We start from the raw sequence: 25,379 nt of genomic DNA on the forward strand, positions 1-25,379 counted from the left end.
GTATAAAAAAACACCATCTGATAGTAGCAGATGGTGTTAGTTGTATATTTAGAAAAGTCTATTTTTCTTTAGTGGATGCTTCAAGATTTCTCTCGATGCTATGTCCAGGTCTTGACCATTTTGGTTTTTCACCTAGTGGAGCAAATTGAGAATCTGCTGCTTCAACCGTTTGAGGTTGAGAAACTTTTGTGAATGGTTTTTGAGGATTTAAACCTAACATTTCAAACATTTTCATGTCTTCATTTACATCAGGATTAGGAGTAGTTAGTAATTTATCTCCGGCAAATATAGAATTGGCACCAGCAAAGAAACACATCGCTTGTCCCTCACGGCTCATATTCATTCTTCCGGCAGATAAACGCACTTGAGTTTCCGGCATGATAATTCTGGTAGTGGCTACCATTCTGATCATTTCCCAAATTTCTACTGGTTTTTCTTCTTCCATCGGGGTTCCTTCAACAGCAACCAATGCATTTATTGGCACTGATTCTGGTTGGGGATTTAATGTAGAAAGTGCTACAAGCATTCCGGCTCTGTCTTCAATGCTTTCTCCCATTCCTATAATTCCTCCGCTACAAACAGTAACATTCGTTTTACGAACATTCTCTATGGTTTGTAAACGGTCTTCAAATCCGCGTGTTGAGATTACTTCTTTATAATATTCTTCTGAAGTGTCTAAATTGTGGTTGTAAGCATATAAACCAGCTTCCGCCAAACGATGTGCTTGGTTTTCAGTGATCATTCCAAGTGTACAACACACTTCCATGTCCAGTTTATTTATGGTACGAACCATTTCCAATACTTGGTCAAATTCAGGACCATCTTTTACATTTCTCCATGCCGCTCCCATACATACTCGGGAAGAACCGCTTGATTTAGCACGTAAAGCTTGTGCTTTTACTTGGCTTACAGACATTAAATCATTGCCTTCAACAGCTGTATGATAACGCGCTGCCTGTGGACAATATCCACAATCTTCTGGGCAACCACCTGTTTTTATGGATAATAAAGTAGAAACTTGAACGACATTAGGGTCATGATGTTCTCTATGAATTGAAGCTGCTTCAAAAAGCAAATCCATCATAGGTTTATTATATATTGCGATAATTTCGTCTTTCGTCCAGTTATGTTTTGTAATGCTCATCTATACGATTTTTTGATGCACCAAAAGTAGTCAAATTGTTCTAAAGAAGCAATGCATTAGTGTCTAAAAGCCAATGGAGAATAATTTATGGACAAGTTAATCAGTTGTAAGACGGTTGTTCCAATATAACATGAGTAACATGGTGACAATTACTGAAGAGGCAATGCCTTCAAAGAGTAAACAAATAGAATACGTGTTCACCGATGGATTTCCGCCAAATAAAAATGTTTTCGGTAAGGATTTTACATAGGAATCTCCGCCTTGCATGTAGCTATAGACCACTAGTCCGATGATGCTTAAAAATACGCCTACAAGTGATGTAGTCATTGCTGATATTGCATTAGCAATGAATGTTTTTTTACCTTCTGCAAGATTCATTGCTATAGTTCTGTTTACGCCATAAAAAACAAAAAATACATTAACAAGGCGTAAGTAAAATAAATCTGCATAACCTAATGCGTTCATTAACAGAAAGTAAGCGCCAATTCCAATAAAAATAAGACATCCGTTTAATAACTCTTTTGGTAGTTTCATAGGATTAGTTTTTTAAATTAAAATAATTTAGTTCGTTTAGAAACAGAATACCTTTTTGATTTTAAAAAGATTATTTTTTGAAATCTATAGCGCTTTTTTTCTTGTGTCTCTAAGTTAAATGTCTATTATATTGTGAAATTGCAGCTGTAAATTGTTTCTTATGATAGTTGGATACAAACCAGAAAAGTAGATTTTTATTGATTTAACTTTGATGCTTATCCGAAGAATAACGGCTGTCCCAATACAACAGTAGCATAAATGTGACAATTACAGCTGATACGATTCCTTCAAAAAGCAAAGAAATAGAATAGGTCATTACTGAGGGATTTCCTCCAAATAAAAAAGTTTTTGACAATGAACCTACATAGGCATCACCACCTCTCGAATAGCTATAAATTATGAGTCCAATGACACTTAAAAAAATCCCTGTGAGCGATGTGGTTAATGCCGAAGCAGCATTAGAAACAAGAATAGTTTTCCCTTCTGTGAAATTTGTTTTTAAAGTTCTGTTGGTGCCGTAAAAAACAAATAATACATTGAAGAGGCGTAAGTAAAACAAATCAGCAAGACCTAAAAGCTCCATGAACAAAAAGTAAAGCCCAATTCCAAGGAAAATTATAAATCCGTTGTAAAATTCTTTTGGCATTTTCATATGATTAATTTTTAGAAGAGTTAAAAATAATACGACTATGAGAAACAATATATGTACATCAAATTTACAGAAAATATGACAATATTTTATGAAATGTGTTAAAAAAGAATTTAAGATGAAGTTAAATTTTACTCAGGTAATCCGTTGCAGTTTTTTTGTCTTTTTCAAGTTGCTCTTTTAAAAGTGCCACTGATTCGAATTTTTGTTCAGAACGAATTCTGTGCAAAATGGAAATCCTGATTTTTTGGTTGTATAAATCGGTATCAAAATCAAAATAATGGACTTCTATAGTTTGAATTTGCCCGTCAACGGTAGGATTAAATCCAATGTTCATCATGCCAAAAACAGTCTTTTGGTTGATGGTGCTTTTTACAATATAAACTCCATTTTGTGGAATAAGCTTGTAATTTTCCTCGATTTTTAAGTTGGCAGTTGGAAAGTTTATGGTTCTTCCTAATTGTTTTCCTTTAACAACAACTCCAGTTAGGAAATAATCATAGCCTAAATATTTATTTGCCAAATCCATGTCCCCATCTAACAATGCCGTTCTGATTTTAGTGGAACTTACTGAAATGTCATTTATTTCCTGAACTGATATTTGCTCTACTTCAAAATTATACTCTTTTCCAAAAGCAATAAGATCGTCAATATTAGCCGTACGATTTCGGCCAAATCGATGGTCGTAACCTATAATTATTTTTTGAATATGAAATCGATCTACAAGAATAGTTTTTACAAACTCTTCGGCAGTCAATCTCGAAAAAGTCTCATCAAAAGGATGGATGACAAGATTTTCAATACCTATTTGCTCCAGTAAATCTATTTTTTCATCTATAGTATTGAGTAGTTTTATATCGGAATGTTCTTGTAAAACCATTCTGGGATGGGGAAAAAAAGTAAGCACTAAACTTTCGTAGTCTTCGTTTTTCGTTTTTTGGATAAGCTTTTCCAGAATTTTTTTGTGACCAATATGAACTCCATCAAAGGTGCCCAAAGTTAGGATTGTTTTTTTATTGGAACTGAAATCGTTTATAGAATGAAAAATCTTCAAAGCAAATGTTTTATAATAATGCAAATTTATACTATCTATTTTAAAAGTAACGGTATGGAAATTAATTTTCGATAGAATTTAGCCTCGTTTCTTAAAAAAGTAACAAAAAAATAAAAAAACAAACCTTTAGGAACTCATAATTCCTTTAAAATATTTAGAATTCTTTTTATACATTAACATAAATGCTTTAATTTTGAAGTTCAAACACTCGCTAACCATGAAAAGAATTATACTATTCTTTGTAATTATTGTTTCTAATTCAATAATCAATGCTCAAAACGGAGTTCCTTGGAAAAGAATAGATCAAAATAAGGTTGCTGTTTCAGATCGAATAAGTGCGAAACCAATTACGGATAATCAATTGTTATTTAAATTTGATGAAACTTTAATTAAAGAATCCTTGTTGTCACTCCAAAATAAAACAAGCAAGGAGAATAGAATTGAGATTTCAATTCCAAATATGAATGGTGTTTTAGAAAAATTTTCCGTTTGGGAGTATTCTAATTTTGAACCTGAATTGCAAGCAAAATATCCAGATATTAGGGCATATAAAGGTATTGGGATTACTGATAAAAATGCATCTCTTTATTTTAGTTTCTCGCCAAAAGGGATTCAAACCATGATTTTAAGAGGGGAAAGTGGTTCAGAATTTATTGAGCCGTATTCAAAAGACAATACTGTCTACGTTCTTTTTAACTCGAAAAATAGATCTACTGGAAGTTTGCCATTTGTCTGTAAAACAGAAGATGTTGTATTAAACAAACAATTGCTAAGTAAAACCAGTAAAATTGCAGCGAGTAATAAGGTTTTCAAAACCTTGAAACTTGCATTGTCTTGTACAGGTGAATATGCTACTTATTTTGGAGGAACTGTTAATGCAGCATTGGTAGCCATGAATGCTACTATGACTAGAGTAAATGGAATCTTTAATAAAGATTTAGCAATTAAATTACAAATTATTGCTAATAATACTGCTATTATATACACAAATGCGGCAACTGACCCATATTCTGATGCAACTGCTGGAGCTGGAGGAGCGTGGAATAAAGAATTGCAAGATAATTTAACTCTTGTTATTGGGGATGGGAATTATGATATAGGTCATTTATTTGGTGCTACTGGTAGTGGTGGAAACGCCGGATGTATTGGTTGTGTGTGTGATACGAGTAAAGGAAGTGGATTTACATCGCCTGCTGACGGTATTCCTTCAGGCGATACATTTGATATTGATTTTGTTGCTCATGAAATGGGGCATCAGCTGGGAGCAGAACATACATTTTCTTATTCACTTGAAGGAAAAGGTGTAAGTGTCGAGCCTGGAAGCGGGTCAACCATTATGGGTTATGCAGGGATTACGGATTATGATATTCAAGCGAATTCGGATGATTACTTTGCTTATGCAAGTATCAAACAAATACAAGACAATTTACTAACAAAAACCTGTCCTGTTAGTACGGTAATAACTAATAGTCCTCCAATAATTAGTGCAGGTTCAGATTATACAATACCTAACGGTACAGCTTTTAAGTTAACAGGTACGGGTTCTGATATTAATGGTGATACTATATCTTATTGTTGGGAACAAAACGATACGGCTACAACTACAAGTGGAGCCAATAGTATTGCTTTGCCTACCAAAATTGATGGCCCTCTTTTTAGATCTTTGTATCCAATCAGTTCTCCTGTGCGATATATGCCTGCTTACAATACGGTATTATCAGGTAAATTAAGTACAACATGGGAGTCAGTCGCTACAGTTGCCAGAACACTTCATTTTACTTTAACAGGTAGAGATAATGCTGCGCAAGGAACGGCACAAACGGCTACCGATGAAATGATAGTCAATGTTAGCGGAACAGTTGGTCCATTTGCTGTTACATCGCAAAACACAGAAAATTTAAGTTGGTTTCAAGGAACAACACAAACGGTGACTTGGGGCGTAAATGGTTCAAGTGCTTTGACAGGATCTACTAATGTGAACATTAAGCTTTCTACGGATGGAGGATTAACTTTTCCCACAACTTTAGTTTCTGCAACTCCAAATGATGGTTCTCAAACAGTAACGGTTCCAAATATTACTGCAAAAAATTGTAGAATTTTGATTGAGCCTACAGCAAATATTTTCTATGCAGTAAACAGTACACCATTTGCTATTGGATACTCGGTTACTTCTTCTTGTAATACGTATACTTTTGCGGCCCCGTTTGCAATACCAGAATCAGCATCATATACATCTAAAACAGTTAGTGTGCCAAGTTCAACTGGAACTGTTGCAGATGTAAATGTTGCAGTAGATTTTACACATGCTTCTTTATCTGACGTGCAAATAGAGATGGTCAGCCCACAAGGAACTACAGTAAAATTATTTGAAACAAGCTGCGGAAGAACGAATAGTAGTTTAGTGTTGAATTATGATGATTTGGGAGGGGTGCTAGCTTGTGGAACTACGACTGCTCAAACTGTAGCTCCATTTGAGCCCTTATCTGCTTTTAATGGACAAAATCAACAAGGAATTTGGACATTAAGAGTTCGGGATGCGTACAAGGCAGATTTAGGGACTTTAAATTCGGCATCAATAACAATTTGTACACAAACCTTTACTTTAGCGGCGCCGGATTTTCAAATCAATGATTTTGTCTTGTATCCAAATCCAAACAAAGGGAATTTTAATATTCAATTTACCAGTGCATCATCAAATGGTGTTAAGGTATTGGTACATGATTTGTTGGGCAGAAAACTTTTTGAGAATAAATTTGAAAGCAATTCTAATTTTAATGAAAATGTTCAATTGAAAAACATTCAACCCGGACTTTATTTATTGACCGTGATTGATGGAGACCGAAAAGAGGTGAGAAAAATTGTAATTGAATAATTAAAATAGAATTACTAAAAAAAGGGAAACATTTTTATAATGTTTCCCTTTTTTTATTTTCCATTAAATGCAGTCATAGTATTTTCTAATCCGGCAGTTCCAAATGATTTTATAATCTCGGAAGCTATTTCTAATCGTTCGGGAAGTGCCACTTTTTCAGCATCGTCCCATTCTCCAAGCACATAATCAACTTGTTTTCCCTTTTTGAATTCATCACTAATCCCAAAACGGAATCGCGCGTAGTTCTGTGTATTCAGGACAAGATTGATGTTTTTTAATCCGTTGTGTCCGCCATCGCTTCCTTTTTGTCTGATGCGAATGGTTCCAAAGGAAAGATTCAAATCATCGGTGATTACCAAGATGTTTTCCAAAGGAATTTTTTCTTTGTCCATCCAGTATTGTACGGCTTTCCCGCTCAAATTCATGTAGGTGTTGGGTTTCAAAAGTAAAAAAGTCCTTCCTTTGAATTTATATTCGGCTAGGGAACCCAATTTTACGGTTTCGAAATTGATTCCTTCTTTTCGAGCTAAAAAATCGACTACTTTAAAACCTATATTGTGTCGGGTATTTACATATTCGGCGCCAATATTGCCGAGTCCAACTATTAAAAATTTATTACTCACGCTTTCTATATTGTTTTTTTGGTGTTCGTGAACCTCCGGTTTCATACAATCCGTATTGTCTTCTGTTTTTGTTGATGAGAATAAATTTGAAATCCATTTTATCATGCTGCAAAAATAGACTTAATCTGTTAATTAAGGAAACTTGTGTGTTGGAAAATGTTTTGTGGGTAGCGGGAGAGACCACCCCGCCCGTTGGGCACCCCTCCAGAGGAGGGGAATACGTATGACTTCCCCTCCTCTGGAGGGGTGCCCAACGGGCGGGGTGGTTTTTTTTGTCAATCTTGTAATAATCCCAAGAACAAAACCATAAAACCCAATTAGCCCCGATGGAAGGGAAAATCCTTTTTTGAGGCGATTTTTTTTCGACTCAAAAAAGATTGGAATGATAGCGGGAAACCTATTTCCTAAAAAGCCTAATCTTTCGCTACTATTCAAAAAAAAAGCACCAGTTTTACAACTGATGCTTTCTTGAATGATTGAAAAAATATTATTTTTTCTTTCCTTTTGCAGGAGCTTTTGCTGCTTTCGCTGCCTCTTGAGCCGCTTTCATAGCAGCACGAGAAATCTTCACTTGACAAATTACTGTGTTGTCTGGGTGCATGATTTTGAAGTCTGGAGAAGCCACTTTAGTAACGTATAATTTGTTACCCATGTCAAGTGGAGTAATATCAGCTTCGATAAAATCTGGAAGATTTTTCGGTAAAGCTTTTACTTTAAGTTTACGTGTGTTCAAACGTAAATCTCCACCAGCCATAACTCCTTTAGAGTTACCAACTATTTTCACAGGAACTTCCATAGTGATTTCTTTGTCATCAAATAATTGAAAGAAGTCAATGTGTAAAATCTTGTCAGATACCGGGTGAACCTGGATGTCTTGTAAAATAGCGTTAAATGATTTTCCTTTTCCAAGATCGATCTCAACTGTGTGAGCGTTTGGAGTGTAAACCAAGTTTTTGAAAGCCATAACTTCTGCTGAGAAATGAACTGCCTGATTTCCTCCGTATAATACGCAAGGAACCAATCCAGCATTACGTAAGGCTTTAGTTGCTACTTTGCCCACGCTTTCTCTTTCTGATCCTTTAATTGTAATCGATTTCATTGTAAAAAAAATATAGTTATTAATAATATTACTTGTTTGGCTTTTAGCTTTTGGCTATCAGCATTTTGTGTAATGAGATTGCTTCGTTTGTCGCAATGACGTTTACATTATAAACTTTCCACTAATGGAATTGTTGTGGTGCACCATGTGCATAACTTCGGCAAAAAGTGGTGCACAACTCAACACTTTTATTTTGTTTGATTCTTTCTTTAATGGAATAGAATCGGTAACTATTAATTCGCTCAATTGCGAGTTTTCTATTTTTTCGTATGCACCGCCTGATAAAATAGCATGTGTACAAATGGCCCTTACACTTAATGCTCCTTTTTCGATCATTAAATCTGCGGCTTTCGCCAAAGTGCCTCCGGTATCAATCATGTCATCTACTAAGATTACATTTCTACCTTTTACCTCACCAATTAATTCCATGGTGTCGATAACGTTAGCTTCTTTTCTTTGTTTGTAGCAAATAACTACGTCTGAATTTAAAAATTTAGAATAAGCATAAGCTCTTTTAGAACCTCCCATATCTGGAGAAGCAATTGTTAAATTATTTAAACCTAAACTTTCTATATATGGTATAAAAATAGTCGATGCAAAAAGATGATCTACTGGTTTTTCAAAGAATCCTTGAATTTGATCAGCATGCAAATCCATGGTCATTACTCTTGTTGCGCCTGCAGCATCTAATAAATTAGCTACTAATTTAGCCCCTATCGGAACTCTTGGCTTGTCTTTTCTATCTTGTCTTGCCCAGCCAAAGTAAGGAATTACTGCGGTAATGTGTCTTGCCGAAGCACGTTTTGCAGCATCAATCATCAGTAACATTTCCATTAAATTGTCTGCAGTTGGAAAAGTTGAACAAACGATAAACACGCGTAAACCCCTGATAGACTCCTCGTAAGAAGGTTGAAATTCACCGTCGCTGTACTTTGACATGGTGATTTTTCCTAATGGGATTCCGTATTGCTCTGCTATTTTTTCTGCAAGATAGACACTTTGTGAACAAGCAAAAATTTTAGCTTCTGGTTCTAGGTGTGACATTTAATTTGTTGTTTTGTAGTTAGTTGTGTGTTCCGTTTTTAGCGAGGTGCAAATTTATAAAATTTATTCAACTCTGAAAGGAAAATTTTAAGTATTTTTAGTTGAACATTTAATATTATTTTTTACATTTGCACCGTGTTAAAGGAATTGATGGTTGATTTAAACACAATTACATCTTTTATTGCGTTGAAGTAACTGTCGTTATTTCATGTCTAGCTAAGCCCGGATGGCGGAATTGGTAGACGCGCTGGTCTCAAACACCTGTGGGAAACCGTGCCGGTTCGACTCCGGCTCCGGGTACGTTAACGGAAAAGCTGTCATTTTTGACGGCTTTTCTTTTTTTATAACCTTCCGAACCCTTGCAATTCCTAGTCAAAACCTCAACAACCTCATTCACTTTAGCGGTTCGACAATCATCATTTCCGAAAATCAACTTTTGCGTAAATATTGAACCCGCTACTATTCTTTTCTCTTCGTAATCGCCATTAGCAAACATAATATCCAAGTTTGAGAGTAGCTCTAGTCCTGAATCAACGTATGTTTTGATTGAATCCGTTTTCTTGCTAAGTATTTCGATTTCATTATTGACTTCATTAAGCTGTCCGTTGATACGTTCAATGATACTATTGAATCTTTCTTTAGTGATGTCCTTGCTTAAAAGTAAGTCTTCGCTATCTTCGATTTTGGATTTTAAAACCTTTTGAAGTTCAATTTTGTTTTGCAGTTGAATGGTTCTGTCTCCGTTTATTTGAGATTCAGAATCCTTTAAAACATCTGAGAATAAATCTTTAATATTTTCATTTATTTGTAAGTTGAAAAGAATGCTCCCTATTCTGTTATGAGCTTTATCGACTGAAACTCTAGTTTCACACTTATTTCTACAATGGTAGTAAGGATATTTCTTGCTTCTGCCCTTTGAGTGGCTACCTGTAATTTGGTGACCGCAAACCTCGCACGTTAGAAAATCACGTAATGGAAAGTCTAGGTTTTTGTGTGCTGGTTTTGTTCCGTGCCATCTTTTATCTTTGAAGATAGCTTGTACTTTGTTGAATGTATCCAAGTCTATCAACGCTTCATGTTTGCCTTTTACCTCCATTGCGGATTCCTTTTTGAATTCAGGTACTTTAATCTTACCTATATATACAACGTTTTTAAGCAATTCGCTAAAAGCACTTTTTTCAAGTTTCATTCCTTGTTGTTTGAGTTTCTTGCGAATCGTTTCAACTGATTCAATATTCATTGCGACCTCAACAAATGCTTTTTTGACAAAAAAAGAAAATTGGTTTGGCTTCAATGTTGATTTTTTGGATTCATCTCGAAAATTATCATATCCGTACGGTGCTTTTCCTGTAAAATAACCTTCCTTTTTAGCTTGGTATGTTCCGCTAATCGTTCTACTTGAAATTTTATCTCTTTCGACCTCTCCAGCTGTTAGATAAATTGAAAGTACCATTTTGTTGTCCGAATTGGACATGTCTAAATACTGCTCCGTAGCATTCAATTCAATCCCCATTGAATCGAACTCTCGCAAGACTGTTAAAGCTTGTTCTGTGTTACGTGAGAATCTATCCCACTTGACAAATAATACTTTATGAATTGCTTTCTTGTTAGCTTTTGCGTAAGCTTTCAAGTTTGTCCATTCGGGTCTCTTGAAGTTTTTAGCTGAGTGGTCTTCTCTATATGACTTAACTAGATTGTATCCCATTCTTTCGCAATGGCTCATCAATGTTTGTTCTTGGTAGTCAAGACTAAATCCTTTTTGTGCTTGTTCGTCAGTGCTTACACGACTATAAATTATTACGTTTATGTTTTCCATTTTATTTTTCTATATTTTTATTGTTAATTTGATTACGGCACACCTCTGCTAATTTGTAGAGTGTGTTTCTGATAATTTCTATTTCATTATCAGTATATTCTATTCCTTTTTTGTTTAATTTTTTTTTGCATTCAGTTATACTTAACACTTTGTTTCTCAGTCGTCATTTTCCAATTTTTTATTTTGACGGTGGAATTCTCTTTATTTTTGGTCACAGCAAGACCATGTCTAAATAAGTCTCATAAACTGATTTAGATAAACTGTACGTATAGAATCTCCATTTCGAGCGAAATGAGACCAATAGCGAAATAGACATAAATGCCTATTGAAAATTTTGTGTTTTGCTGAAACCACTTTTTGAAATACAAAGTGGGAATTGAAAGTTATCGTCTAAACAGTTTGAACTGTCCTCATGCGGTTCTGAGTAAATTGTTTAAAAAGAGCTGATTTAAGAATCAGTTTGTAGCTTTTTAAGCAACTTGTTACGAAGTTACGAATTTATTTCGAATAATGCAACTAAAATCTTTAATTAGACATGTGTGTAAATAGAAAAGCCACAGAATCCTGTGGCTTTATTATCAGTACTAAAAAAAATTATGGAATTGCAGTAAATGTACCATTCGTAATATTGAATATTTTCTCTACTATTTTAGTACCATTACAGTAACCTAATGGTAATCCATTGTCATTGGTTAAATTACTTATGCTAAATTCTCCTTTTAAAATCGTTCCGTCAAAACTTGTTATTTTTACTTTACCTGATGTTCCACTTTTGCTCCATAAATTTACTTCTTTATAGCAGAGAGCTGGGTCATTTAGCGGTAAATATGCAGCTATGTTATCTGTGTATAAATCGTAAGTTTTATTTGCAACTAATATATTATCAGTCGTTCTAATTCTCAAAACAAGTATTTCTAAAAAATCACAAGGAAATCCTTTTATTTTTGGGGATGTGACTATTTTAAACTCATTGACACTCGTAGTTGTAGTAGTACTTTTTTTCCAATACATTTCAGAAATTGCGGAATCATGCTCGTATTGTGCATTATTTAGTGTAAAGCTTAATGACGATTTTGAGGAATTGTTGGCATCGTCATTTGAATCATTTGAATCACTTGAACACCCTATAAACATTGACATGGTTAATAAAACTACCGATGTAATTAATAGATTTTTTTTCATAAAATTTGATTTAATTTAGTGTTAAATTATTTGTTTTTTTGTAAAAAAAACATCATTTAAAAATAGAATCGTCTATTTTAAATTTTACTGACATTTATTTATTTCATCATCAACGTAATGATATAATTCATCAGCATAACTATCAGGTAAGTCGTTTTCTTCAATTACATTGCGAATTTTTTGCGGTACATATTCAAATCTACTATTCTCAACACGACTTAGTTCTCGTTGTTGATTAGTTTCATTATTGATGTTTTTGACCTTCGCATATCTTTCGCAATAATCTTGAACGATTTCTTTTTGCGCCCATGCTTTTAATTCTTCAATGTTTTGTGTTTTTGGATGGTCTTTATTATAATCATCATCAATACTATTTTTGAATTTTGTTAATACAATTGCTACAAAAATAAATATGGCAAACGACATAATTCCTATAATTTTCAAGGCTTGTTTCATTTTAATTTTTTTTAATTAGTTTAAAATCCTGACAAAAATATAAAAAAAATCTATAATATAGTACACTATATTATAGAGTACCACAAAAAAGACAAAATATTGAGATTTGGTTTATGGAAAATTCAAGCCAAATAACCAATTTTGAAGAGCTAAAAGCTATTGCGGAACGGCTAAAGTTTTTGAGAAAAGCTAAAGGATACTCAAACTACGAACATATCGCATTCGAGTTAGGCATGAGCCGTTCCGCCTATTGGCGATTAGAAAGCGGAGCTAACTTTGAACTAAAAACGTTAATAAAAATTTGTAGGTTGCTAGACATTAGTTTAGAAGAATTCTTTCAAGGAATAGGCATTCCTAATTCAAAATAATTCCTTTTATAATAGTCTGTTCTTAATTTTTTTAGATAAAGTATTAATCTATCTATTGAATTTCAAATGATTTAGTATTAATTTTAACACAAATTTGCCAAACAATAATTAATACAGATTCGAATGACTATTGATGCGATATTGATAAACTTAGAATATGAAGATAAATTACTTTTTGCTACCGAAGTTCCAGAATGGAGTACTCAGCATGAAATGAAAAGTAACAATTCAACAAGTTGGGTAAGATATCCAAGTCCTAAAGCATGGGACTGGTTGAGATTGCCTTTAAATGAGGATTTTAATATTGTAGGCTTAAGCACACCCAATGGCTTTCGCACACCTGATGGAACTTTTTTAAAGAATGGACATGAAATTTTCGGAACATTTATAAGAAGTCATATTGTAACAAATGCGAAAAAATATAATGTATCATACAAAGAATCTAATGTTTACTTAATATTAGAGATGTTTCTTAAATAAGTTATTCATTGTTAAAAGTACTTAACTGTTCCTTATTATAATTTGAACGTATCAAAACCTCAACTGTATCAAAATATATCTATAATTGAATTGCAATGATACAATTAAATGTATCGAAAATAATCTTTGATTTATTTTGTCATGTCCCGAAATACCTGGACTTTTGGAATATGGAAAAAGCAATCATTATCAGCAGATGTTCAACTAACGAAAACCGTCAAGATGTAACCCGTCAGTCTCAGGAACTTATTTCTAATTATGGAAATCAGTATCAAATCGTCAAAGAGTTTACTTATTACAAATCAGGAACTAAAAATGATGAGGTAAATGCTGAGATTTTGGATTATGCTATTAAAAATGGTGTACAACATATAATCGCCATCGAAATTTCACGTATTTCACGTAAAATCTCATCATTCGCTCTTTTCTTGGAAAAATGCAATGAAAACAAAATCAATATTATTATTGATAATTTCAAGCTTCATACACTTCTACCATCGGGAGAAATTAACGGTATGGTTCAAACAATGCTTAGTATTGCATCAACTTTCGCAAGTTTAGAATTGTCGATGATTAAAGAACGTCTAAACTCTGGTCGTGATAAGTTTATTCGTGATGGTGGCGTACTTGGTCGCAAGGTAGGTTCTGAGAAAGAACCCAAACAACTTATTGCTGAGCATTCGGATATTGTAAAGTTTTTAAAGCAAGGTCAATCAGTTCGCAATACCATGAAACTAACTGGAAAATCTAGTGGTACGGTTCAAAAAATAAAAAAATTAGTAGCCTAGATAGCTATAAAAACAAGAATCCTCACAATAATGTGAGGATTCTTATATTGTAAAACACTTCACGCATCCCTTCGATGGAATGCTCATTTTTTAGTTCTAAAACACTGTTTATACAAATAGACGATAGAATAAATAACGGAGCAGTTCCTTACCAAAAAGAACAATAAGTACCGAAAAAATCTGAGAAAATATTTCTTTTGCCTATTCCAATACCTAGTATTTCAGTAAGTGGGTGCTGAAAAGGAGTTATAGGTAACGAGACCTAAAACATTTCGAATTATGCAGGGAGGGGTGGGTATTGCTACCCTAATTGCTCTATCCTTTTGCGTATTCCCTCAATCTCTTTTTCCAATTGCAGTTTCTGTAACTGTTTTTGTAACTCTTGTTTTCGCTGAGGTTCATTCTCTACCTGTATTTGCATTTGTTTCAATCTAATTTTATCATCAGTTGTTATCGTTTCCATCTTTTAGATAATTTATTAAATACTCCTCATCAAAAAGAAAATGGAGTTCGTTATTTTTTTTCAAAAGATTGTATTCCTGTATTAAATGCCAATCATCTAAAATTGCATCCTCTTCATAAGTTCTAATACAGTAATTTACTAACATCCTACGAAGGATAGGATTGTATCTAAAATCGTTTATTTCTATCATGTTTAATTTAATTTTTTAATGTTATTATCTGACTACCGTCTTTCATTATGTAGTCCTTCCAACCATTTAGGTCATAAATTACACTTTCGTGATAACTAATTCTACTAAATCCAAGTTTAAAGCAATCGAGTAGTTTTTTCTTGTTTGAGCATTTAACGAAACAATGTAAGTGATTACGATTATTGCTTTTCTTTTGCTCCACTACATAATTAATCTCTAGTATATCATTCCCCATTTGCTGATAGGCAAACCTCATCACTATATCAATGTCAGCTACTGAATAATCAGTACATGGGTCAATGCTTAGTGCATAGTATTTATTCTTTCTAGTTCGTTGAGGTTTAAACTTTGGAACTAGCAAATGATGTACTTGCCATTCTCCATTTTTATTTTTGTAAAGTGTAGCTTCGCTACAAGTCTCTGTTAGTTTGCTAATTATTTTTCTAACATTTCTAGCACCCATTTCATATTTGATGCTAATTTCTTTTACTGTTAAGTATTCATTTTGTTGCATTTTGTTCTTGATTAAACGCATCATATCTATTAGTGAACTGCTTAAATTCCCTTTGTGATATGTTATTTTATAATAAATATGTCGGAAAGTTGGAAAAGTTCCCTCGGACATAAAATATTTATTCACAATCATAATTGATTGTAGTAATTTGTAAATAGTTTGGGTAAATGTTTTTTTAATTGGTCAGAACGACCATAGTATTTAAGGGGTTTTGTCCTTCGTCAACAATTTATAAGCGTGAGACAATTTCTTCAAATCTTCAATGAAAAGATTCGACAACTCAACTGTTACGGGTACAAAAACCGCTTCGAAAGAAGCGGTTTTTTTGGTTTTATATTTTTTTTCTTCTCCAGAAATATTTATTTTCAGATTCTTAATTACTTGATTACTGGTCAATTTATAGTATTTTTTATAATCAAATTCTTTTTTTTGTGATATTCTAAATTGAGTTAGGAAATTTTAACTACATCGTTATTTATATAAATTTATTTTCGTATTCTTGTAAGTGTAAATTAAACACTTAATTATGAAAAAAATAGTTTTGCTGACTTTATTGGCAGTGTCATTGACTTCGTTTGCGGGGAAACCAACCGCTTATTATTTTGTCAACTCGGATAAAACAATAAAAATGGAATTTAATCTAACCGCAAAGAAAACGCCTTCTTATAAAGTTTTCTTTAAAGATAAATTGGTCATCAATACTTCGGATTTGGGGATTATAAGAGAAGACGCCAATTTTTATACCGGTTTAAAAATAGTAAATGTTTCTTCTCCAAAACCAATTAAATCAGCCTATTCCATGTTGCAGGGGAAGCGAAAACAAATTTCTTATGCTGCAAATCAATATACGGTACGTTTACAAAACAGTACTGGAGAAACTATTGAAATTATTTTTCAATTATCCCATGATGGAATTGCGTTGCGATACCATTTTCCTGAAACTTCAACAGCAATCAAAAAAATAGTCGAAGAGAAAACCACTTACAATTTTGATGCTACCGCAAAAGCTTGGTTGCAACCCATGTCTAAAGCTAAAACAGGATGGAAAGAAACCAATCCTGCTTATGAGGAACATTATGCTATGGGCGTTCCCGTAAATACAAAACCAGCGATTGGAGAAGGGTGGGTGTATCCGGCTTTATTCAATTCGAATAATACTTGGCTTTTAGTTTCCGAAGTGGGATTACCAAGGGATTACTGTGGCAGTCGATTGATGTATAACAACACTTCAAAAGCGTTGCAGGTAACTTTTCCACAAAAAGAAGAAGTTTTTCCTAATGGTGCTTTGAATCCTGAATCTACTTTGCCTTGGTCTACCCCTTGGCGAATCATAACCATTGGATCCTTAAAAACAATCACCGAAAGTACCATGGGAACTGATCTCGCTGATCCGTCTATTGCGATGGATACTTCTTTCATAAAAAGTGGGTTGTCATCTTGGAGTTGGGTTTTGCTAAAAGATGAATCAGTTAATTACGAAACCACGGTAAAATTTATTGATTACGCTTCCAAAATGAATTGGCCGTATTGCTTAATTGATGCTGATTGGGACACTAGAATTGGCTATGATAAAATGAAAGAATTGGCGGTTTACGCCAAAGGTAAAAATGTGAAGCTATTGGTTTGGTACAATTCATCAGGCTCATGGAACAGCACTGAATACCACCCTAAAAGCAAATTATTGACTCATGCCGACAGAGATAGAGAATTTACTAAACTTGCAGATATGGGAATTGCGGGAATCAAAGTAGATTTCTTTGGTGGCGACGGACAATCGATGATTGGGTATTATCATGATATGTTAACAGATGCCGCGGCTCATAAACTAATGGTTAATTTTCATGGTGCCACTTTGCCTAGAGGATGGCAACGTACGTATCCTAATTTAGTTTCCACTGAAGCAGTTAAGGGATATGAGTATATTACGTTTTTCCAGGATATTGCTGATTTGGCTCCAAGTCATTGCTCGATGCTTCCTTTTGCTCGTAATGTTTTTGACCCAATGGATTTTACACCAATGGTTTTGGATTCTATTCCAAATATAACTAGAAAAACTACTCCAGCTTTCGAATTGGCGTTGCCTGTTTTATTCTTATCCGGAGTGCAACATATTGCAGAAATTCCGGAAGGGATGGCCAAAATGCCACAGTACATAGTTGATTATTTAAAAGATATTCCAACAAATTGGGATGATTCTAAATTTATTGCCGGTTATCCAGGAAAGTATATTGTAATGGCAAGAAAGAAAGATAACGTTTGGCATATCGTTGGTATAAATGGAGAAAACACTGCCAAAGAAATAGAGATTGATTTGTCTTTTGTAACCAATGCTAAAGGGTTTGTTATTTCTGAAAATGAGAAAGGATTTCAACAAAATGCAGTGTCAAAAAGTACTAAACTGAAAGTAACTATGAAACCTCATGGTGGGTTTGTGGTGAAGATATAATGTTTTAAAAGGGCTTTGTTAATTCTAAAAAACCTCGATAGTTTATGCTTTCGAGGTTTTTTTGTGAGTGTTAGTTAGTTTAAAAAATTGTTATATTATTTTAGTATTGAAATGACAAAAGAATATGGATTCTTCCCAGTAAATTCAAAGCCTACTTTAATTTATTCTTTATAAAGAAACCTAAAACGGAATAAACAAGCATAAAAAAACCCCGGAAGCTTTACTTCCGGGGTTACTAACTAATTCCATATGATAAACCAAACCATTCAACTTATTAATTACGGTATAGAAAAATAATCTATAATAGTTAGTGTCTTTTTATTAAACTTATTTTACTGAAAATTTAAATGTAGTTTTTGTTTTGTAATTCTCCCCTGGGCTTAAAACCGTAGATGGAAAATCTTTTTGATTTGGAGAATCTGGATAATGTTGCGTTTCTAAACAAAAGCCAGTTCTGTGTGCATACGTGCCACCGTTTCTCATTGGTAAAGTACCGTCTAAGAAGTTTCCGGTATAGAATTGTATTCCCGGTTGATCCGTATATACTTCTAATACTCTTCCGCTTTCTGCATCATAGGCAGATGCCGCAAAGCGATATCCTTTATCCTGATTGTTCAGTACCCAACAATGGTCGTAACCCAATCCATTTTTCAATTGTTCGTCTTTGGCTTCGATGTCTTTTCCAATAGCTTTTGGTTTTCTGAAATCGAAAGGCGTATTGGTTACATCCGTTAATTTACCTGTTGGGATAAGTGTTGCTGCAACTGGAACTAATTTGTCCGCATCTATTGTGATTTGTTCGTCTAAAATAGGTTTTGAAAAATCTGCTGACAAGTTGAAATACGAATGCTGTGTCAAATTCACAATCGTTTTCTTATCCGTAGTGGCTTCATAAAGCACATCTAAAGAATTATCATTTTTCAACGTGTAGGTTACAAAAACGGTCAAGTTTCCTGGATAACCTTCTTCCATATCTTTACTTACATACTTCAATTTCAAGGAAGCGCTGTCTCCACCTTTTGCTTCAGCAGCAGTCCATACGACTCTATTAAAACCTTCTGGACCACCATGTAAGGCGTTAGGAGCATTGTTGATAGCTAATGAATATTCTTTTCCGTCTAAAGTAAATTTACCTTTTGCAATTCGGTTGCCATATCTTCCAATGATAGCTCCAAAGTATGGGTTAGCTTTCATGTATTGTTCCAAAGAATTGAAACCAATAACAACTTCTTCTGATTTTCCCGCTTTATTAGGCACTTTTAAAGAAGAAATAATACCACCATAAGTAATGATATTTACTTCCATTCCCTTTTGGTTTTTAAGGGTGTAGCGTTCTATTTTTTCTCCTTTTGGCGTAGTGCCATACGCTGTTTTTGCTATAGACACTGAATCTGTAGCTTTAGATTCTAAAGCAGTTTCATCGGCTCCAGCCTTTTTATCTCCTTTACATTGAATATTCATACTTGCTAAACTCATAATGGAAATTCCATAAATACAACGTTTTATTACATTCATAATTACTTTTTTTTAGTTATTATAGACCGTGCTGAAACAAATGATAGTACGCTTCGTTAGCATTAATTTTATCTTTAAAGTCTCTGATAGTCGTTTTCTCATCGATAACAAGCAATTCTATGCCTGCAATATCGGCAAAATCTTCCATATATTCTGTTGTAAGCACTTGACTGTATACTGTATGATGCGCACCACCAGCTAATATCCATGTTGTTGCAGCAATATCCAGGTTAGGTTTGCAATCCCATAATACACGTGCAACAGGAAGTTTAGGTAAATCAGCCAAAGGCGCTACTGCTTCTACTTCGTTTACAATCAATCTGAAACGGTTACCCATATCAACCAATGAAGCATTGATGGCATTTCCTGCGGCTACATTAAATACTAAACGAACGGGGTCTTCTTTTCCTCCAATCCCTAATGGATGTACTTCACAAGAAGGTTTTGCATTAGCAATAGAAGAACAAATTTCTAACATGTGAGAACCTAAAACATATGATTTTTCAGGTGTGAAATGATAGGTGTAATCTTCCATGAATGAAGTTCCACCTTGGCTTTCAAGACCAACATTCATTACTTTCATTGCTCTAAGCATCGCCGCTGTTTTCCAGTCGCCTTCGCCACCAAAACCGTAACCATCAGCCATAAGACGTTGTACAGCAATTCCCGGAAGTTGTTTTAACGAACCCAGATTTTCGAAAGTATCCGTAAACGCTTTGAAACCTCCTTCTTCAAGGAATGCTCTAAGTCCTATTTCTATTTTAGCCGCTTCTACTAATGAGTCTCTTTGAGCACCTCCTTTTTGAAGTGCAGGAGCTAAAGTATAAGAAGCTTCATAAACTTCGACCAATTTATTGATGTCAGCATCAGAAACTTTATCAATATGTTTTATAACGTCCGAAGAGTCGAAACCGTTTACCGAAAAACCAAAACGGATTTGGGCTTCGACTTTATCTCCTTCAGTTACTGCAACTTCACGCATATTGTCTCCAATTCTCGCGACTTTTAAGTTTTGGAATTCATCCCAACCTAAAACCACTCTGGACCAAATGCCTAATTTTTTTTGAACGCGTTCGTCTTCCCAATGTCCTACAACCACTTTGCGTTTTTTACGCATTCTGGACATAATAAAACCAAACTCTCTGTCTCCGTGAGCCGATTGATTTAAATTCATGAAGTCCATATCCATAGAAGCCCATGGAATTTCGGCATTGAACTGCGTATGTAAGTGACACAATGGTTTTTTAAGAATGCTTAAACCACCAATCCACATTTTAGCTGGTGAAAAAGTATGCATCCAAGCCACAATACCAATACAGTTTTTGTTCGAATTAGCTTCTAAACATACATTTGTAATTTGAGATGGAGATTTTACCACATCTTTATACACGATTTTTACCGGTATATGCGATGAAGCATCTAACCCTTTTGCAATGTGTTGGGAATGTTCTGCTACTTTTCTAAGTGTTTCTTCACCGTATAATTCTTGGCTTCCTACTACAAACCAAATTTCTTTTTGAGATATATCGATCATATTTTTTGTTTAATCGTTTATTTGTTTAACTGTTCAATGTGTTGGATTATTACTGTCCGTAATACGAGTCTTTTCCGTGTTTACGTTCGTAATGTTTCTTTATTAAGGAATCTTTCAGTCTTTGCGCATTTGGGTTTATTTGCAAAGTCAAGTGCGCCATTTCAGCTATTACTTCTAAAACTTTACTGTTGTAAACTGCTTTTGCTGCATTTTTTCCCCAAGCAAAAGGACCGTGATTTCCAATGAGAATCATCTCTACTTCCTCGTACGAAAGATTTTTTTCTTTGAAGCAATCCAAGATTTGAATCCCGGTATTGTGTTCATAATTGCCTTCGATAAGCGAGTCAGCCATTGGCGCTGCACAAGGAATATCGCTGGTTAAATGGTCAGCATGAGTGGTTCCAAATATTGGAATGTCTCTTTGTGCTTGTGCCCAAGCCACAGAATACGTAGCGTGAGTGTGTGCCACACCGCCAATTTTTGGCCAATTTTTGTATAAATAAGCATGCGTTTTTGTATCCGAAGAAGGACGCATATTGCCTTCGATAATGTTGTTGTCAAAATCTACAATAACAATGTCTTCCGGTTTTAAATCTTCATAAGGAACGCCGCTGGGTTTTATGGCAAAAACACCATTTTGTCTATCTACTGCACTTACATTTCCAAAAGTATATACCACTAAATTCAATGCATTTAATTGCATGTTTGCTTCGTAGCATTCTTGTTTTAAATCTTTATACATAGTGTTCCTGTTGAAGTTTTTTAAGAGATGGATCTGCAAATGAACTTAATTGGTCATACGCTAACAACAACTTGTGGTACGCTGCAACTTTGTCTAATTGAGGGAAATATTCTCCATCAAAATCACTTCCCATTTTTTGGCTGGCTTCAATTACATTTGGATAAATTCCTGCAGCAACTGCGGCATAAATGGCTGCGCCTAATGCTGGTGTTTGATCCGAAGCTGCAATTTTTATAGGCTTGTTCAAAACGTTAGCCAAAGTTTGCATGATATATGGAGATTTTCTCGCTACACCACCAATCCCGATTACGCTGTTTATTTTTACCCCTTCTTCTTCAAAACGATCTACTATTTTTTTAGAACCAAAACAGATAGCGTTAACTAAAGATTTGAATAAATGAGGCGCTTTGGTTCCTAATGATAAATTAGAAATGGCACTTTTTATTTCCTGATTAGCATCCGGAGTTCTTCTTCCGTTAATCCAGTCTAGAGCGATTGGCACACTTTCGGATACGGGTATTTTCTCAGCTTCAGCAGTTAATTGTATAATTAAATTATCGCTGATTTCTTCTTTTAGTTGCTCTTTTTGGACATCTGTCAAAAGGGTAGAAGTGGTCAATAAATGATCTGTTGGCCACAGTAATAACTCTTTGTACCAAGCCAATAAATCTCCAAAAGCAGATTGTCCTGCTTCCAAACCTATAAATCCTGGAATTACGGAACCATCAACTTGTCCGCAGATTCCACGAACTGATTTAGTTCCTATTGTCTCTTCTGAAGCAACAATTATATCACAGGTTGAGGTTCCCATAACACGAACCAAGGTGTGTTCTTCTATTTTTGCTCCTACAGCGCCTGAATGTGCATCGAATGTTCCAACGGCTATAACCGTATCAGTTGTAAGTCCCAGTCTGGTTGCCCATTCTTGGCTTAAATTTCCTGCTACAAGGTCAGATGTATAGGTTTCATCGTATAATCTTCCGCGAAGTGCCGCAAGATAAGGGTGCAGTTTTCCTAGAAATTCTTCTGGAGGTAAACCATTCCAGTCTTCATGCCACATTGCTTTATGACCCGCTGCACAACGGCTTCTTTTGAATGTTTTCAAATCTTTATTGTCAATCAATAAATACGTCATTAAATCACAATGCTCCATCCAAGTGTAAGCGGCATTTTTTACAGCTTCATCTTCTTTGGCTATGTGTAAAATTTTTGCCCAAAACCATTCTGAAGAATAAATTCCTCCAACATATTTGGTAAAATTTTCTCCACCCCAAGTAACGGCAAGTTCATTGATTTCATTTGCTTCATTTATAGAAGTATGATCTTTCCATAATACCATCATGGCATTAGGATTGTGCTCAAAACCTTTTGTCAAAGCTAATGGTGTTCCATCCTCAGTAACGGGTACAGGAGAAGAACCGGTTGTGTCAATACAAATGCTTCGTATAAGGGAAGGATCTACATTGCTATTTTCAACAACATATTTTATGGTGGTTTCTAATCCTTCGATATGATCTAAAGGGTGTTGACGAAACTGATTTATGGATGCGTTGCAATATTCCTTGTTTTTCCATCGCTTGTAATGACAAACATTTGATGCTATTTCTTGTCCATTTTCAGTGTCTATTAATATCGCTCGAACAGAATCTGTTCCATAGTCTAATCCTATAACATAATTTTTCATTCTAGATTCTTTTAATTATAATGACAAATATAGTATAAATAATTTATAAGTGTATAAAAAACACTTAATTTAATTTAACATTGTAATTTTTATTAAAACAGCATTAAAACAGGTGTTTACGAATAGAATAAATAATAAACGTTTGTTATACATTTATTCTATTGCGATTATTTCATCTTTAACTTCAAAACTGTTACTGAATAGGCTGGAAGGCTTGTTTGCGCTTTGTCACCTTTTACTTTAAATTCCCTTTCTGTAGGACTTATTTTTTTAGGAGCTGCAAAAGAATTTTCATCTTCCAGGTTCGCACTTGTAAGTGTTATAAGAGTTCCTTTAGCCGCTAATTTGCTTCCTTTTAAATCAATATTTACCTCTTGTGCAGTTGCAGCTGTATTTACCAGTTTTACAATTACTTCTTTTGTATTTACATCTTTTACCGCTGAAGCAAATAAATTATTTTGACCTGTTACTGGTTTTCCGTCTTTGGTAATTGCAATTAAGTCAGTTCCCTTATTAGTAGAAAATAATTTTTGAACATAATAATTAGCAGAACCATACGCTTCTAAATTATTGAACCAAAGCAAATCCGGTGTCCATTGCCAAGCTTCTTCATGAGCCATCAATGGGGCATAGGAAGTTAGGTTTACCACTTCGGCATTTCTTTCTAAACCAGTCATGAAAGCGGCTTCAGAAAACGCACATTCCCAGTTATTTTTGTTGTCAGGACTTGCAATAGCAACACTTTGAGCTGCATATTCTCCTGCAAAAACTTTAGGTCCTTTTCTATCGTATTTGTCATAACGAGTTGCGTTTTCTCTAAACCATTGTGGGTTTTTATAATAATGCTCATCAACGATTTCAGCATTTAACTTTTTGAGTTCCTGCATGCCATAATCAAAATAATCACCTTCTGGAAATGGACCTGCACCTGAAACAATAGTCATTTTTGGATATTTTGATTTTATTGCTTTTTCAAATACTTTAAATCTTTCGATGTATTGAGGACCCCATTGTTCGTTTCCAACACCAATAAGTTTTAAGTTGAAAGGTTTTGGGTGCCCCATTTCTGAACGGATTCTACCCCAAGGAGTTTCAACGCCACCATTAGCAAATTCGATTAAATCCAAAGCATCTTGCACGTAAGGGTCCAATTCATCCATTGGAACTAATTCCCCAGTATTGAACTGACAAGCCATTCCACAACTTAAAATAGGTAATGGTTGTGCACCAAGATCTTCAGAAAGTTGGAAATATTCAAAAAATCCCAATCCAAAAGTTTGGAAATAATCCGGAGCTGGTTTGTGTGTAAATTCGGTGTTCCAACGGTTGATTAATGTCTCTCTATTTTCTACATCACCCACGGTTTTTTTCCATTGGTAGCGTTGTGCCAATGTTCTTCCTTCAACAATACAACCTCCGGGAAATCTTAAAAATCCTGGTTTCATATCATATAATAATTGTACGATGTCTTTTCGTAAACCATTTTTTCTGTTTTTCCAAGTGTCTTCGGGGAATAATGAAATCATATCTAAATCGATAGTTCCACTTCCTTCAAAAGTGATTTTCAATTGTGCTTTTGCTTCGGTTTGAGTTGCTATAAATTGAGCAGAATATCCTTTCCAGTCATTAGATGTTGGTATAATGCTGGTTTCACCTAAAACTTTTTTGTTTTTATCAATAAATTGGATGATAATTTTTTTGATAGCGCCATTATGATTCGCCGCTTTTAGAGAAAGATTGTATTTGGCATCTTTCTTAATTCCCATTCCTCTAAATCCGGTGTTAATTATTTCAAATCCTTTGTCATTATTTACAAGAACTCTGCAAAAACTAGGATTTGTTTTGTTTTCTAATGCTTTGATAGTTGTGGCAATACCGGATGCTGTATTGAAAGAATGGGTATCACTATTGGGTTGTTCCCAGCCCATAAGAGGTGTGTCAAATTCAAAAGAACGATTTTTTATCATTTCAGCATACAATCCCCCATCAGCAGCAAAGTTGATGTCTTCAAAAAAGGCACCATACATCGTAGGTTGTATTTTAGTAATTGTTTTGCTGGTATTTACTTCGAGATTTGTTTTTTGGGCATTGGCATATATACCATTTAGTAACAGGCCGCAAAGGGTAATTTTGGTGATTAAATTTGGTTTCATTTTTATATTTGTTTAAGGTTTAAAGTTTA

Annotated in this window: 23 protein-coding genes and 1 tRNA gene; 6 read left to right on the plus strand and 18 right to left on the minus strand. The window is 34.5% G+C overall.

The window, feature by feature from the left end; all coding sequences use genetic code 11:
* Positions 1-58: 58 nt before the first annotated feature.
* The 4 genes from bioB to ACM55H_RS02230 form a co-directional block, all read right to left on the minus strand.
* Positions 59-1,144, minus strand: a complete 1,086-nt coding sequence (bioB, locus tag ACM55H_RS02215; protein WP_039110475.1) for a biotin synthase BioB — start codon at positions 1,142-1,144, stop codon at positions 59-61.
* Positions 1,145-1,240: 96 nt separating this feature from the next.
* Entirely contained in the window at positions 1,241-1,678 is a 438-nt protein-coding gene (locus ACM55H_RS02220) for a hypothetical protein (RefSeq protein WP_416834954.1), read from the minus strand.
* A 202-nt stretch (positions 1,679-1,880) separates the two neighbouring features.
* Positions 1,881-2,330 carry a hypothetical protein gene (locus tag ACM55H_RS02225; RefSeq protein ID WP_416834955.1) on the minus strand — a complete coding sequence of 150 codons (450 nt, stop codon included), beginning with the start codon at positions 2,328-2,330 and terminating at the stop codon, positions 1,881-1,883.
* Positions 2,331-2,451: 121 nt separating this feature from the next.
* Complete coding sequence (locus ACM55H_RS02230; RefSeq protein WP_416834956.1) at positions 2,452-3,381, minus strand: bifunctional riboflavin kinase/FAD synthetase; 930 nt, start codon at positions 3,379-3,381, stop codon at positions 2,452-2,454.
* A gap of 217 nt (positions 3,382-3,598) precedes the next feature.
* On the opposite strand from ACM55H_RS02230, the gene ACM55H_RS02235 reads away from it, so the two are divergent.
* Positions 3,599-6,253 (plus strand): zinc-dependent metalloprotease, encoded by a 2,655-nt coding sequence (locus tag ACM55H_RS02235; RefSeq protein WP_416834957.1) that lies wholly within the window; start codon positions 3,599-3,601, stop codon positions 6,251-6,253.
* A 53-nt stretch (positions 6,254-6,306) separates the two neighbouring features.
* On the opposite strand, the gene pth is transcribed toward ACM55H_RS02235, so the two are convergent.
* The 3 genes from pth to ACM55H_RS02250 form a co-directional block, all read right to left on the minus strand.
* Positions 6,307-6,981, minus strand: coding sequence for an aminoacyl-tRNA hydrolase (pth, locus tag ACM55H_RS02240; RefSeq protein WP_416834958.1), 675 nt, complete (start codon positions 6,979-6,981; stop codon positions 6,307-6,309).
* 382 nt (positions 6,982-7,363) lie between these two features.
* Positions 7,364-7,975, minus strand: coding sequence for a 50S ribosomal protein L25/general stress protein Ctc (locus ACM55H_RS02245; RefSeq protein WP_416834959.1), 612 nt, complete (start codon positions 7,973-7,975; stop codon positions 7,364-7,366).
* A 102-nt stretch (positions 7,976-8,077) separates the two neighbouring features.
* Positions 8,078-9,019: a ribose-phosphate pyrophosphokinase gene (locus ACM55H_RS02250; RefSeq protein ID WP_416834960.1), complete on the minus strand. Its 942-nt coding sequence runs from the start codon at positions 9,017-9,019 to the stop codon at positions 8,078-8,080.
* 220 nt (positions 9,020-9,239) lie between these two features.
* Here ACM55H_RS02250 and ACM55H_RS02255 point away from each other — a divergent pair.
* Positions 9,240-9,319: transfer RNA gene (locus ACM55H_RS02255), tRNA-Leu, on the plus strand.
* Here ACM55H_RS02255 and ACM55H_RS02260 read toward each other — a convergent pair.
* The 3 genes from ACM55H_RS02260 to ACM55H_RS02270 form a co-directional block, all read right to left on the minus strand.
* Positions 9,273-10,835: a recombinase family protein gene (locus ACM55H_RS02260; RefSeq protein ID WP_416835094.1), complete on the minus strand. Its 1,563-nt coding sequence runs from the start codon at positions 10,833-10,835 to the stop codon at positions 9,273-9,275. The genes ACM55H_RS02255 and ACM55H_RS02260 overlap by 47 nt on opposite strands.
* 594 nt (positions 10,836-11,429) lie before the next feature.
* On the minus strand, positions 11,430-12,017 hold the full coding sequence (locus ACM55H_RS02265; RefSeq protein WP_416834961.1) for a hypothetical protein: 588 nt from the start codon (positions 12,015-12,017) through the stop codon (positions 11,430-11,432).
* A gap of 84 nt (positions 12,018-12,101) precedes the next feature.
* Positions 12,102-12,473, minus strand: a complete 372-nt coding sequence (locus ACM55H_RS02270) for a hypothetical protein (RefSeq protein WP_416834962.1) — start codon at positions 12,471-12,473, stop codon at positions 12,102-12,104.
* Between the two features lie 113 nt (positions 12,474-12,586).
* On the opposite strand from ACM55H_RS02270, the gene ACM55H_RS02275 reads away from it, so the two are divergent.
* The 3 genes from ACM55H_RS02275 to ACM55H_RS02285 all read left to right on the plus strand — a co-directional run bounded on the left by ACM55H_RS02275 (position 12,587) and on the right by ACM55H_RS02285 (position 14,109).
* Complete coding sequence (locus tag ACM55H_RS02275) at positions 12,587-12,841, plus strand: helix-turn-helix domain-containing protein (RefSeq protein ID WP_282743970.1); 255 nt, start codon at positions 12,587-12,589, stop codon at positions 12,839-12,841.
* A 123-nt stretch (positions 12,842-12,964) separates the two neighbouring features.
* The gene (locus tag ACM55H_RS02280; protein ID WP_416834963.1) at positions 12,965-13,321 is read left to right on the plus strand and encodes a hypothetical protein; all 357 of its coding nucleotides are present in this window, start codon (positions 12,965-12,967) and stop codon (positions 13,319-13,321) included.
* A gap of 170 nt (positions 13,322-13,491) precedes the next feature.
* Positions 13,492-14,109 (plus strand): recombinase family protein, encoded by a 618-nt coding sequence (locus ACM55H_RS02285; protein ID WP_282743972.1) that lies wholly within the window; start codon positions 13,492-13,494, stop codon positions 14,107-14,109.
* 443 nt (positions 14,110-14,552) lie between these two features.
* Here ACM55H_RS02285 and ACM55H_RS02290 read toward each other — a convergent pair whose 3' ends face one another.
* From ACM55H_RS02290 to ACM55H_RS02300, 3 genes are all read right to left on the minus strand, one after another.
* Entirely contained in the window at positions 14,553-14,762 is a 210-nt protein-coding gene (locus ACM55H_RS02290) for a hypothetical protein (protein WP_416834964.1), read from the minus strand.
* A gap of 7 nt (positions 14,763-14,769) precedes the next feature.
* Complete coding sequence (locus ACM55H_RS02295) at positions 14,770-15,387, minus strand: hypothetical protein (protein ID WP_416834965.1); 618 nt, start codon at positions 15,385-15,387, stop codon at positions 14,770-14,772.
* A gap of 90 nt (positions 15,388-15,477) precedes the next feature.
* Positions 15,478-15,672: a hypothetical protein gene (locus tag ACM55H_RS02300; RefSeq protein ID WP_416834966.1), complete on the minus strand. Its 195-nt coding sequence runs from the start codon at positions 15,670-15,672 to the stop codon at positions 15,478-15,480.
* Between the two features lie 130 nt (positions 15,673-15,802).
* Between ACM55H_RS02300 and ACM55H_RS02305 the strand changes: the two genes are divergently transcribed.
* Positions 15,803-17,722 (plus strand): glycoside hydrolase family 97 protein, encoded by a 1,920-nt coding sequence (locus tag ACM55H_RS02305; RefSeq protein WP_416834968.1) that lies wholly within the window; start codon positions 15,803-15,805, stop codon positions 17,720-17,722.
* A gap of 327 nt (positions 17,723-18,049) precedes the next feature.
* Here the strand turns inward: ACM55H_RS02305 and ACM55H_RS02310 are convergent, their stop codons facing one another.
* The 5 genes from ACM55H_RS02310 to ACM55H_RS02330 form a co-directional block, all read right to left on the minus strand.
* Positions 18,050-19,237, minus strand: a complete 1,188-nt coding sequence (locus ACM55H_RS02310) for an aldose epimerase family protein (RefSeq protein WP_416834969.1) — start codon at positions 19,235-19,237, stop codon at positions 18,050-18,052.
* A gap of 19 nt (positions 19,238-19,256) precedes the next feature.
* On the minus strand, positions 19,257-20,771 hold the full coding sequence (gene araA, locus ACM55H_RS02315; RefSeq protein WP_416834970.1) for an L-arabinose isomerase: 1,515 nt from the start codon (positions 20,769-20,771) through the stop codon (positions 19,257-19,259).
* Between the two features lie 49 nt (positions 20,772-20,820).
* Positions 20,821-21,513, minus strand: coding sequence for an L-ribulose-5-phosphate 4-epimerase (locus ACM55H_RS02320; RefSeq protein WP_416834971.1), 693 nt, complete (start codon positions 21,511-21,513; stop codon positions 20,821-20,823).
* A complete protein-coding gene (locus tag ACM55H_RS02325; RefSeq protein WP_416834972.1) occupies positions 21,506-23,197 on the minus strand; it encodes a ribulokinase in 1,692 nt (563 codons plus the stop codon). The genes ACM55H_RS02320 and ACM55H_RS02325 overlap by 8 nt, the downstream gene beginning before the upstream one ends.
* Positions 23,198-23,364: 167 nt before the next feature.
* Positions 23,365-25,350 carry an alpha-L-arabinofuranosidase C-terminal domain-containing protein gene (locus tag ACM55H_RS02330; protein WP_416834973.1) on the minus strand — a complete coding sequence of 662 codons (1,986 nt, stop codon included), beginning with the start codon at positions 25,348-25,350 and terminating at the stop codon, positions 23,365-23,367.
* Positions 25,351-25,379: the final 29 nt, after the last annotated feature.

It is taken from the genome of Flavobacterium cryoconiti (assembly GCF_048158645.1).
GTDB classification, from domain to species: Bacteria; Bacteroidota; Bacteroidia; order Flavobacteriales; family Flavobacteriaceae; genus Flavobacterium; species Flavobacterium cryoconiti.